We start from the raw sequence: 11839 nt of genomic DNA on the forward strand, positions 1-11839 counted from the left end.
AAATTCAGTGTTTAGATGCTCTTACTGTTGATTCAACCATGGGGAGATATCCGAATATCACCGTTTTTCTCAATCAGCGATGGTATACAATTTGTTGATTGATGAAATTAATTGTGATGAACGTTTTTTCAGAAGTGCTCATTATTTTAACTCACTTTTTGTATGAAATAACTATACAAGGAGTGAGTTTTTAATGTTATTAGAGGATGTTTACAAAGAGTTTCTATTTGATTTGGAGATCAAGAATTATAGTATCCGAACTATAAAAGGATATAGAAATAATAACAGAGCATTCTTAAATTTTTTAATTAATGAATTTGAAGTGACTGAAGTGGAAGAAGTTAATACTTCCCATATCAAAGCCTATCTTAGGAACTTAAAAGACAAAGGTTTATCTGAAACCTATATCAATGGAATACAAAAAAACATTCGTTCGTTTTTCCGTTTCAATGTAGAAGAAGGATATATTGCTGAAAAAAGAAATCCTGTTCTAGGTTTGAAGTGGATGAAGGAACCAAAGGTTCTAATTCAGACTTTCAATGATGATGAAGTGAAAAGGATGCTTAACGTTTTTAAAGGGGATTACTATTTAAGTTTACGAAATAAGCTAATTCTGATGTTCTTTGTGGACTTAGGAATCAGAAATTTGGAATTATGCACTCTTAGTTCTCTTGATGTAAGAGATAGTGTTATAAAGATCCATGGAAAAGGGAATAAGGAAAGACATTTATACATTTCACCTCTTTTGAAAAAGTACATTATCAAATACGAGAGAGTAAAAGAGGCATATTTTAAAGATAAAATCATGACTGATTCCAATTTTTTTCTATCCCAAAATGGTAAAACTCTTACTGTTGTTGCAATTGAGGTAATAGTCAAAAAAGCTGGAGTGGAGGCTAAGGTTCGAGAACACATTCGTTGCAGTCCTCATACACTGAGACATTACTATGCTCAAAAACAATTAAGATTAGGGTTAGATGTTTACAGTCTTAGCAGATTATTAGGACATGAGTCGACTGTAATCACTAATCGTTATCTACAGTCAATTCAAGATGAACAGATAATTGAGTTGGCAAAAACAACAAGTCCATTAATGAACTTGTAAATTATCGAGGTCTTTTCTAACATTTACCACCTCCTTATCGTTTAGCAAAACGCTATAATTCGATAAGGAGGCGTTTTTATGTTTATTGAACCGATGTTACTCGCAACAGCAAAAACCCCGTTCTCGGACTTGCACTATATATTCGAACCTAAAATCGATGGTCACCGCTTGATCTACTCGCAGCAGAAGGATACCGTCCGCCTATACACTCGGAATAACAACGATTGTACGCGTCAATATCCAGAAATAAACGGCACAACTAATGTTCTGTTTCCACATGACATCGTTTTGGACGGCGAAGTTGCATGCGTTGATCCAGCGACAGGCATCTCTGACTTCGAATCCGTTATGATACGCTTCCAGGCAAAGAAAGCGGATAAAATCACTGGATTAACTGCAACCCTACCATCCACTTTCGTTATATTCGACGTGTTGCAGTATAACGGTAAGGATCTCCGCGCGCTGCGGCTTATGGAGCGCAAAGAAATACTCTCGACTATTCCGTTGCCTTCCTCCAGTTTCGGCATTGTTCCATTCATAGAGGGAGCCGGCGAGGCGTTGTATACGCAGATTAAGGAGCGAAATATGGAAGGCATTGTCGGTAAACGAAAGGATAGTGTATATGAAACGGGGCGCCGATCAGATAAATGGCGCAAGGTTATTAACTGGTCGTACTCTGAAGTATTTATCACTGGATATCGCAAAGAAGAGTTCGGATGGCTGGTAGCCGTGTCTGAGTCACACAACGCAAAAATCCGACCAGCAGGTATTATTGAGTTAGGGGCAAATCCCACACATAAAAAGGCGTTTTATAACGTTGTAAAGCCGCTTATTATCGGAGAGGATCGCAATTTTGTTTATGTTGAGCCGCGGATTCGGGCGCGTGTGAAGATGAGGAACTGGACGCGATCAGGGATGTTACGGAGCCCAGTTTTTATTGAGTTTATTGTTTAGGAGCTTTCTTGATATTTTAGGATGTTGCATTTAATTCAAATGAATCTCCGATGAGACCAAGGATAAATAGCCTTGGTCTCTTTTACACGTGGTAATCCCTTTCCCTTCTAATTATTTTTCTTGCTGGTCCGTTTCCTCTCTAGTTTCATACTTTTCCTGAAAATACTTAGTAATTGCTTCTTCTTTTATTGTCTGGAAGGATTTGACTTTCGATTTCTCCTTAACTTCATTGGGTATCGGTCCTAAAATTCCCACGACATCAAGTAGACTTTTCTTTTTGACATTATTACTAGGATCAGATATTAAAGCCTTTCCGTTATTAATATGTTTGTTGCTCATTTTTCGTATTCCTCCACATTATAAGCTTATAAGCTTAAGTTCATGTTACTTAGTATAGTCGGTATCGTTAAAAATAAATATACCATGAAATTTTTATTCGTTCTTGTTTACAACATATTTTGTGATCAATAGAAAAACCAATAAAACATTAGGAATAACCAATAATTGACAATTATATATTTTTATGATATACTCAGTTTATAAATCAAGAGAATAAACCCAAAGAGAAAGCCATACTTAGTGGCTTCTCTTTTTTGTTTTCTTAGGAGAAATTTATACGGAGGAGAGAAAATTGGATATTTTAAAAGAGTATTACAGAGCAAGACGGCTAAAAGGAAGAATCAGGATAACAGAAATTGCTTTGGCAATAGGTTGTACAGTAGGACAGATTAGTAATTGGGAGAATGATAGAGGCTACATGTCAAAAGAGAAAATTTTGATGTACATGAATTACATTGACACAAAGGAGAAAGGTGGAGTCGTAAAATGAGTGCTTGTTTAATATTACAAACACCAACTCAGATTTTTATTGGTGCAGATACAGCCGTATCAACAAAAGTTAATAACCAACTTTTTAGACTTGATAATAGTGGAATTAAGCTTTATCAAAGAGGTAACAAGGTGATATTTTGTTCAGGTGTGATGGATATGGCATATCAAGTAATGCTTGAATATCAACGAACAAAGGATGGTACTTTTCAGGATTTACAAAAAATAATGAAGAAGGTTTGTGGCAATGATACCACAGTAAAACTAACTGTTGTTATTACGGAAGTTAACAGTAAAGGATCAGTTATTTATGAGATCAGTCCAGAAAATAACTTTGAAATTATTACTCAGAGAATGAGTAAGGATCAGGAGGGGATAGCAATCTGGGCGGCGGGTATTAAAACTACTGAATTAGTTGAAGCTGCTCAGAAGTTAATAACTCAGGGCTTCTCAGTTACGAGTATATTTCGTAAAGCATATGAAACGATCTCTTACGAATGTGTAGGGGGTTTTTTAATAGTTAAGCAAGTAACTCAATTTGGAATTATGGAGGTTCTTAATGAGGCAATAAGTGAACCTGTGGGTATTAAAGTACTCACAGAAGAGCTTTATTACAGATTAATAGTTCAGCATCTTATTATCGCAGAACGATTGATGGGTAAAATCATTGCAGGTGTAAACCTAGTAATTGACGCAAGCGACTCTTCAGGAAACAAGACGTTCACTGTTGACAGCAGAGGTGTAACCATTGCTGGAACCGCTCTCACGATCACTGGAGGGCTTCCTCCGAGTCAGTTAGACCCATCCTTCAAAGACAGCTTGGTCAACCTTAACAAGAGCTACAACGGCGTTGTGATCGATGCTGTGAACGGGTTGGTTATTACTAAGACAGACAACACCGTAAGAACCATTCTGAATGCAACTGAAGGATTCTCTTTTGAAAAGCGGCAGTCTGGTGGAAGTTGGACCAAGATGTTGTTCTATGAGGCCGCAACAGGAAATCTAAAAGTGAATGGTGAGATCGATGCTTCTGCATTAAAAGTCAGAGGGGTTAATGTATTAACCGTAGATGGAAAGATTAGCGCAAATGGAATCGAGCCCCTAGAGGTAGGCAGAAACGTTGTTATGGGACCGAATGCTTACATTAGTTGGTCCAACGTGGGGGACAAACCATGGATTCCTACTAATGCTACAGAGATTGGAGCGATTCCGAGTACATATATCGATAGCCAAGGTATTTGGACAGGCAAGATTAATGCTAACTCAATTGTGGCTGGTACGATAAATGCGGATTTAATTAAAGGTGGCACGATTTCAGGAACAACAATTAGCATTGATACAAATTTAAGGGTTGGGGATAACATTTACTTGGGTAATCAATCATCTTCTTCTAACAAGAGAGTTTATTTTAACAACGGTTCATATATATGGGGTTACGGCTCACCAGGGTGGTCAATAGGAATTAAATCAGATAATTTATGGATTGATACAAAGACTGTTGAATATGCTGCAGGAACAAAAATAAATTTTGCGAATGCCGCCGTTTCTGGTTTGAATGTTACAGCGAAGTTTGCTTAAGGGTAGAAATAATACATTTAGTCTTAAAATAGCAAAACAACACCAGATAAATGTAACCGTATTGATTATAGGATCTTAATTCCAAGTTAAGGATGGGCACTACAATGATTCTGGAGCAGAATACGAACTACGTGGTATTAGATTAGATAAGTTCCTCAAATGAGGGGCTTGTCTTTTTTAGTGCCGTAAGTTGAAAAAGCAATGGGGAAGATGACGAATTATGTTTACAGTTACCCAAAAGAGTAAACGTGGTGAAAAACTAAATACTTCCCTTAGATAAATATATAAAACATGGTTTAGAACCAGTTTTAGTATGTCTTAAATATGATAATTGAATGGAGTTGTATGGTTAATGAAAGCAAATGATATAGTGAAAAAGTTGAGTATTCGGATGACTAGTGAAGAAGAAATCCCCAAGATTTACTTGCCAAATGAAATATTTCAGGATCTTTCGAGTTCTACTATTCTACATAAGAGAGGTTCCAGTCATATTGCGTTTGCTTATTCCTATGTTTATTTAAACTACTGGCTATATAGATACTGTAAATATAATGAGGATAATAAAATTACCAGGGAAGACATAAAGGAAATATTGGGATACGGGAGAAAGTATAAAAAGTTAGATTATATTATCAAAAAAAATGGACTTTTGGATCAAGTTGGATATACAGCTACTACTACAGACTATCCAATTTCATGGACTCTCGATGAAGATAACATCTTGCATTTCACAACTATTAAGGATCACAAGGCTATGTATGGAACATCGCCAAACATACAAGATAGAAACTTTAAAGTCAAGTTCCCTGTTAAGGCTTTTCATAGGACAGAGGAGTCACAGAACGAACAATTGCTTGATGGGACGTTTTATGAAATAGAAAATACACATCAAATACCGTTTGAAGTATTCCTTTACTGTATGGAACATGATGATATAAATTGTATTGGCTTTTACCTGTACAGTTATCTAAAGTGTAAAAGTGATTTATATAAAAATGATGTGACTATTTCCCATCAAAGGCTAATAACCGAAACAGGTATAAGAAAGGATTGTGTGGATCGTTACCTCGAAGCTCTTATGAAACACAAGATGATTGATGGCGACATACAGCAATTTGTGATGAATTTACCACAACATCTAAGGAAAGCAAATAACTATAAAGTTAATAAAGTTTCTGATTTCCGTATAAGTGAGGTCAATAAAAGAAAAGTAATAAGTTTGTACAATTATAAGAAACACAACCCAGAGCTGTTTGAAGAAGAAAAGAACGAAAAAGCGGATAACGGATATAAAAATCTCGAAAACAGATTTGGCTTAGATGACAGTATGTTACCATTTTAACCGTAGGAGGTTTGCCTTAAGGTGATAGTGAAAAGTAAAAGGTATCAAAATCAGGGTTATTAAATATATGTCTGTTTGTCTGAAATTAATATACTGTCATCAACGTATATTATAATAACCCTGAAATGGATACCTTTTGCTTTTCAATCACAAAAGGTATTTTTCAAACATCAAGTCGCCCAATTGGTATAATCATGGTTTTAAGAAAAAATGAATGCTAGAGTACTTCAACGGTTCCAGTGTACAAGAGTTTCCAACAACTGTATTATAGGAGGGGGACAACATTATATTTTTGATTGTCCTTTTATACTGTTGATGCATGGAGCTGAGGATATTTGAAAATAAAGATGAGTCTATTAGAAAATGCATATGACTACTTGCATAACTCCCTATATTTTTACCATCTCGCTACTTATGAAGAATATCCAGATGACTATAAACGATTTTGGAAATTTTCTATTGTGAATATAATACAATCTATGGAACTTATGTTTAAGGAAGTACTGAGAAGAGAAAATGAAATATTCATTTATGAGAATATTGATAAGCCAAAGAATACTGTTTCTGTTACTACAGCGATACATCGATTGAAGAATATTGTGAAAATTGATATAGATGAATCAGACGAGAGAATAATTAAAAGAGCTATTGAACTTAGAAATCTCATTACTCATTTTGAATTAGAACTTAATGTCAGGGAACTCTCAACTATATACACTATCGTCTTCGAGTTTCTGTATTCATTTCACCACAGATTTTTAGGAGTAGAGCTCCATGAACATATTCACGAACAATATTGGGAGGAAGAGGGTTATCTGATTGAACAATTCAAAAGTGAGTTTGTTCCGTATAATGGCATCAGTGTTCATAGAAATCACCCAATAGTTGTAGCTGAGTCTCAATTATTTCCTTATTTTGAGGTTGAGGGAGTTAAATATAAACGAATCAAATATGGAGAAGAATCTGGTGTTGATTATCTTAGTGAACTTTGTCCAGATTGTGCGGTAAAACAAGGGTATTTCCATGCATTTAATTGTGATGATGAAAGCTGTCCTAAGTGTGGAGGACAGGCTATTTCTTGTTCGTGTCAATTGTATAAGAATTTTTTTGAAGATGATGTGTCTTAGGAATACGAGGTCTTCACCTCTGCCAATGCTGTTTGATTAATACGTTAACGATAGATAATTTAATTGAAAAAGGTAATGGACTATTGCTGTTTGCGTTAAACCCTTAACGGTGATCTTCGTATAAATAAAATCGTGATTTTATTTATACCATCAAAAGCTTGTTACTGAAACAATGTGGCGAAATGCTGGAGTAAAAAGAAAAATCCAAGAAGAACGAACAAGTAAATTTAGTAAAATACATTTAAAGGAGTTTCACAATGAAATTTTATGTAACTAGCTTTACTCGACATTTTTCAATACCAAAAGAAGTTACGGAATATCCGTGTGTTGTTTTAATGAGTGACAATTGGAACGACTTCGGCTACGAAACTTATTTTCACTTTTACTACCTTGACCAGCCTGATCGACATGAGTTTATTGGGGCATATAAAATTTTGGACAAATTAAATCACCGTACCAGATATTCTATTCCAAAAACTTTCGATAAACTTGAAGATAATTTTTGTTCCTTGGGACAAAATATTGAGTTCTATGAAAAATTGAGGAAAATTGGTTTTACAAAGACAGAACTAGATTGTCTTAATGATGTAGCATTGAATAATGAGAAATACCTTTCCTTTAAAGAAGAAGAGGGATTCAAAGAATCACTATTACGTTGGAGTGAAGCGAGTAAGGCATTAAAAGAAGCTCGACAGTATTTTGGGGGAGTAATTGAAGCAAAGAATTTAGATTTTGTCTTTACTTATAAGATTCCTAATGCAACTTCCCCGCACATTGTCAATTTGAATTTTAATAAATCTGATCTACCATATAGGATTAACTGCTTTGTTGGAAAAAATGCTACTGGGAAAACAAAAATACTAACGCAGTTAGCTAGTCAATTAAGTGGAGCACAGAGAGATTATGATAGTTTCTCTCCTGAACGACCATCATTTAGTAAAGTGATAGCAATCTCATACAGTGCTTTTGATGAGTTATATAAGCCGTTTGAAAACGATGCGAACATTAAAGAAAATGATTTTAATGATAGTGAGAAGACTAGAAAGGAAGAGACTGTCTTTTTTAGTTATATTTATTGTGGCTTAAGAACAAAAAAGGGTATTTTATCACTTGAAGATATAGAAGAAAATTTTTTTAAAGCTTATGATGAAGTTATAACTAAAGGCAGGGAAGAGCAATGGACCAAAATTATGAGTAATGTATTGGAAGACGAGAGTTTAGAATTAATTAAAACAATTAGAGAACAAGACAATAAGAAAAGTTTAAATTCATTGTTTAGCTCTGGTCAGAACATTCTAATTTCGACAATGACCGAAGTTATAGCAAATATTGAAATAGACTCGATACTTCTATTTGATGAACCTGAAATTCATCTTCATCCCAATGCAATTGCAAATTTTATGAGAATGTTTTATGAAATTTTAGAAGAATTTGAATCCTACGCTGTTCTCTCAACACATTCTCCACTAATTATCCAGGAAATACCTTCAAAACATGTTTGCATATTTTCAAGGATTTCTAACACTCCAATAGTTCAAAGTCTTTATAATGAATGTTTTGGGGAGAATATTAGTACTATTACTAATGATGTATTTGAAGTAAGAGAACATGAGAGCAATTATAAAACATGGTTTAAAAAAATGTCTTTAAATTATTCAAAAGATGAAATCATACGTTTGTTTGAGAATGATCTGAGTTTTAATGCTCTTACCTATTTAAATTCTCTTTACTACAATAAGAATCAACAGGAGGAATACAATTGAAGAATTTACTTCCTCCACAGTTAGATTCTTTTGAAGTGTATATGCAAATTAAAGATAACGCTAGGGACCCAGACAAAAAAAAGAGATTAATCGACCTGGAAAATAAAGTTTTTTCGAGATATGAAGTGTATCAAAGTAAGGTAAACAACCTTGAATCTATAAGTGAAAGCGACATAACCGATGAAGATGACATTAAAGCGCTAGAGAGTTGTTACACTCGTAATAAAGATGGTTATTTAGAAGGGGAAGTAGTTGCTACAATTATTGCCCTTCAATCTCCACAACATAAAAACTCTTGTCCATACTGCGGCATGGATAAGCCAAGAACAATCGATCACTATTTACCAAAAAGTATTTTTCCTGAATTTTCAATTTATCCCCCTAATCTAATTCCATGCTGCGGATACTGCAATAGCAAAAAGAGTAAAAAGTGGCTAAAAAATGGACAGCGACTTTTTTTGAACTTTTACTATGATCAGATTGTTACAACGAAGTTTTTATATGCTTCACTGATTTTCAACCAAAATACTACAGAACCAAGAGTAGAGTTTGAATTGAGAAATAGTGCAAATATCAGTCAGAATCAATTCCGATTAATCTCAAGTCATTATGAGGAGCTTAATCTTTTAAATGAACTTTCAGAATATGTTGAAGAAGAATTGTCAAATATATATGATGAAATTTCCTATAATACCCATTTACCGGAGAATCAACACATTGAAAGTCTGAGAATGAAGAAAGACAGCTTTGTGAGAAAATACGGTGTGAATTACTGGAAGGCATCATTATATGATGCAATTATTGATTGTTCAGAATTTTTTGAAAGAATATACAAACATCAACCTATAAGTCAATAAGAGGTAAAAGAGTCACCACTTAATATAGGTGGCTCTTTTATATTGCAAATAGATAGCTATTGAATCATAACTTGAATCATATAATGGAAGAGTGATCGACATTATCTGATGGCCTCCAGCAAATACCAGAATAAATCATTCTAGCTGAAGACAATAAATAGAATTTGAAAACAGGAATTTGTTACAATGGGATATGATTTGTTTTTATTTGTGGGGGGGATGGTAATCACTTTTATTAAAAGTTAAACCATTCTGAATAGGCTGTGCACAGCAGGTCAACCAGACACTAGTGAAATCGTAACAGGCTTGATACTGGCTGCCTACAACATCGTATGCCGCCTTCATAGAAGGTGCTGTAGTATCAGTGATCTTCAAAGTAAAGAGTCTTGCATTCGATGAATGTGGAAGCATCTTACCTGCTCCCCCACTCAATACGATGGTATCCAGTGAAAGGAACTCACGGACGATTAACACAAAACCGGCAAGCTGTCAGATGACTATCAGCTATATGAGGATCATTCCCTATAATTTAAGCAGGTATCGATCATCCAACCAAGTTTTTATAACTAATTATTATTATATAAACCTAGTTGGGGCTTTACTTTGTTTGTTGAATCTTGGTCTAAGATTTCGTATTAATTCCGTTTCATAAGTCTCGAGTAGAACACCCTCCATAAAGTTGTCTTTGTTCTCAATATAAAAAACACCAACCTGATGAATGAAATATCCTTTTCTTTTTCCGTGAAAGTGTTCTTGAATCCTTCTCCTCAAGTTACGTGATTGTCCCACATACATTAGTTCCTGTTTTTCATTGTATATTTTGTATACACCGCTTTTAGCAAGAATTTTTTGGAAGTCAGGTATACCTACTATTATCTCTTCATATGGAATTGTGAAGTTATTATCTATAAATTGTCTTCGACGCATATCTCACTATCTCACCTCGTATTAATAAATTCTTCTCCACCGGCTTGCGAAAAATCAATAGGCTTATCTAACGTACAAGTAAAATCGTGGGTCGTCGGTGAGGATAATATGAGCGCCCATTACAAGTTACTTAATTATTAGAAATTCACCATTGTGGCAATTAGGAATGGCTGAGAAATTTCCGCAATCGTCAACAATTAAGGTTTCTTGCTCATATTTGTCCCAAAATAATCTATACCCTTTCCCAAGAGTAATTTGAGATTTAATTTTAAATGTTGGATCATCAATTGGTATCCAGTAATTAGCCTTAGAAATATCGTTTGTTATTTCACAAGAAGTGATAACAATATTACTTAATCTACGTATTGTTTCTTGATGTTTTATGAGAAAAGATTCAAAATCTTTATACATTTTTGGAGGCACCTCCGCTTTTAATAAACCTCGACTCTTTGACATCAACATAATTGGTACTCTAACACAAATACCATCAAAAAACAGGAATTGAAATATATAAAATATTATCATATACTAAAAATGTATAATATTAACAGGAATAAAATAAAATAAAATTTGTTAGTTTTAAATGTTGAAAAATTGATAATTTATACACTGAATACTATTCAAATTACTAGCAGAAGCACTGCTAATCGTGGGTAAATACAGCCCATTATTAGCGGTGCTTATTTTATGAAAGGGTAGGGAAATATAATGAAAACAAATGGAAAAAAAGTGATATTTATTGACACAGAATTACAATTAATAAACTGTATCTGTTCAAAAGTTACAGTAGAGATATACGTTGGAGACGAATTAGATTACATAGGAGAAATACTTTCTTATACAGATAATGCATTAGAGGTTAATGGAGGGAGGTATCTCATAGGAAATTGCGAAATCTGGGCATGTGGAAATTACCTGAAGGTTGAATAAATGAATGATGACAATCTCAGTCAATATGTGGGGAGTCATTTGTATTAATTTGAAGTATAGGTATAATGTTATTTAAGGGACAAGTACACAGCCTGTTGGGTTGTTACTTCGTCACTAACAGAGGGAAGTAATCCATCAACTTGTCAGGGTTGGGGTGGATTACTTCTTTTTTATGTTCATATTTTTGTGAGTTCCTTATTAACTTTGATAAGTATAAGTAATGATGTGTATTTGATATGGTATTATAGATCTAAGTTAGCGCCGGGGAAACCCTCATTACTTATTTCACTAATTACTTTTAGAAGTCACCCGATCCGAAACTTCAAATTCATCTGTAATCTTCTTCGTCAGGGATGGTATGTTGGGACAACAAGCAATCCTTTTTTTGTTGAAGAAAGTAATTAACTCCATTTTTAAATAATTTAACA

12 protein-coding genes are annotated in these 11839 nt (G+C 34.2%); 9 read left to right on the forward strand and 3 right to left on the reverse strand.

The annotated features are described in order from the left end of the window. Positions 1-193: 193 nt before the first annotated feature. Complete coding sequence (locus BBD41_RS27445; RefSeq protein ID WP_099479831.1) at positions 194-1105, forward strand: tyrosine-type recombinase/integrase; 912 nt, start codon at positions 194-196, stop codon at positions 1103-1105. A 78-nt stretch (positions 1106-1183) separates the two neighbouring features. Next, positions 1184-2059 carry an ATP-dependent DNA ligase gene (locus BBD41_RS27450; protein ID WP_099479833.1) on the forward strand — a complete coding sequence of 292 codons (876 nt, stop codon included), beginning with the start codon at positions 1184-1186 and terminating at the stop codon, positions 2057-2059. 111 nt (positions 2060-2170) lie between these two features. On the opposite strand, the gene BBD41_RS27455 is transcribed toward BBD41_RS27450, so the two are convergent. Then, positions 2171-2398 carry a hypothetical protein gene (locus BBD41_RS27455; protein WP_099479835.1) on the reverse strand — a complete coding sequence of 76 codons (228 nt, stop codon included), beginning with the start codon at positions 2396-2398 and terminating at the stop codon, positions 2171-2173. 292 nt (positions 2399-2690) lie between these two features. Here BBD41_RS27455 and BBD41_RS27460 point away from each other — a divergent pair, with 292 nt between their 5' ends. The 6 genes from BBD41_RS27460 to BBD41_RS27485 all read left to right on the forward strand — a co-directional run bounded on the left by BBD41_RS27460 (position 2691) and on the right by BBD41_RS27485 (position 9554). Then, positions 2691-2888 carry a helix-turn-helix domain-containing protein gene (locus BBD41_RS27460; RefSeq protein ID WP_099479837.1) on the forward strand — a complete coding sequence of 66 codons (198 nt, stop codon included), beginning with the start codon at positions 2691-2693 and terminating at the stop codon, positions 2886-2888. Beyond that, positions 2885-4465, forward strand: coding sequence for a hypothetical protein (locus tag BBD41_RS27465; RefSeq protein WP_099479839.1), 1581 nt, complete (start codon positions 2885-2887; stop codon positions 4463-4465). The genes BBD41_RS27460 and BBD41_RS27465 overlap by 4 nt, the downstream gene beginning before the upstream one ends. A 352-nt stretch (positions 4466-4817) precedes the next feature. Continuing rightward, on the forward strand, positions 4818-5807 hold the full coding sequence (locus BBD41_RS27470) for a hypothetical protein (protein WP_099479841.1): 990 nt from the start codon (positions 4818-4820) through the stop codon (positions 5805-5807). A gap of 335 nt (positions 5808-6142) precedes the next feature. Further along, entirely contained in the window at positions 6143-6934 is a 792-nt protein-coding gene (locus tag BBD41_RS27475; RefSeq protein ID WP_099479843.1) for a hypothetical protein, read from the forward strand. Positions 6935-7191: 257 nt separating this feature from the next. Beyond that, positions 7192-8697: an ATP-dependent nuclease gene (locus BBD41_RS27480; protein ID WP_099479845.1), complete on the forward strand. Its 1506-nt coding sequence runs from the start codon at positions 7192-7194 to the stop codon at positions 8695-8697. Next, positions 8694-9554 carry an HNH endonuclease gene (locus BBD41_RS27485; protein WP_099479847.1) on the forward strand — a complete coding sequence of 287 codons (861 nt, stop codon included), beginning with the start codon at positions 8694-8696 and terminating at the stop codon, positions 9552-9554. Before BBD41_RS27480 ends, BBD41_RS27485 begins: the two co-directional genes overlap by 4 nt. 576 nt (positions 9555-10130) lie before the next feature. Here BBD41_RS27485 and BBD41_RS27490 read toward each other — a convergent pair. Both BBD41_RS27490 and BBD41_RS27495 read right to left on the reverse strand, forming a co-directional pair. Next, complete coding sequence (locus BBD41_RS27490) at positions 10131-10481, reverse strand: GIY-YIG nuclease family protein (protein ID WP_099479848.1); 351 nt, start codon at positions 10479-10481, stop codon at positions 10131-10133. 126 nt (positions 10482-10607) lie between these two features. Continuing rightward, a complete protein-coding gene (locus BBD41_RS27495) occupies positions 10608-10892 on the reverse strand; it encodes a hypothetical protein (protein ID WP_099479850.1) in 285 nt (94 codons plus the stop codon). A 297-nt stretch (positions 10893-11189) separates the two neighbouring features. On the opposite strand from BBD41_RS27495, the gene BBD41_RS29880 reads away from it, so the two are divergent. Further along, positions 11190-11411, forward strand: coding sequence for a hypothetical protein (locus BBD41_RS29880; protein ID WP_157929343.1), 222 nt, complete (start codon positions 11190-11192; stop codon positions 11409-11411). The last annotated feature ends 428 nt before the right edge of the window (positions 11412-11839 follow it).

Origin of the sequence: Paenibacillus ihbetae (assembly GCF_002741055.1) — a bacterium.
Classification (GTDB): Bacteria; Bacillota; Bacilli; order Paenibacillales; family Paenibacillaceae; genus Paenibacillus_AQ; species Paenibacillus_AQ ihbetae.

Coding starts and splice junctions, on each gene's coding strand:
- BBD41_RS27445 (WP_099479831.1), top strand. CDS start 194: ATGTTATTAGAGGATGTTTACAAAGAGTTTCTATTTGATTTGGAGATC.
- BBD41_RS27450 (WP_099479833.1), top strand. CDS start 1,184: ATGTTTATTGAACCGATGTTACTCGCAACAGCAAAAACCCCGTTCTCG.
- BBD41_RS27455 (WP_099479835.1), bottom strand. CDS start 2,398: ATGAGCAACAAACATATTAATAACGGAAAGGCTTTAATATCTGATCCT.
- BBD41_RS27465 (WP_099479839.1), top strand. CDS start 2,885: ATGAGTGCTTGTTTAATATTACAAACACCAACTCAGATTTTTATTGGT.
- BBD41_RS27470 (WP_099479841.1), top strand. CDS start 4,818: ATGAAAGCAAATGATATAGTGAAAAAGTTGAGTATTCGGATGACTAGT.
- BBD41_RS27480 (WP_099479845.1), top strand. CDS start 7,192: ATGAAATTTTATGTAACTAGCTTTACTCGACATTTTTCAATACCAAAA.
- BBD41_RS27490 (WP_099479848.1), bottom strand. CDS start 10,481: ATGCGTCGAAGACAATTTATAGATAATAACTTCACAATTCCATATGAA.
- BBD41_RS27495 (WP_099479850.1), bottom strand. CDS start 10,892: ATGTATAAAGATTTTGAATCTTTTCTCATAAAACATCAAGAAACAATA.
- BBD41_RS29880 (WP_157929343.1), top strand. CDS start 11,190: ATGAAAACAAATGGAAAAAAAGTGATATTTATTGACACAGAATTACAA.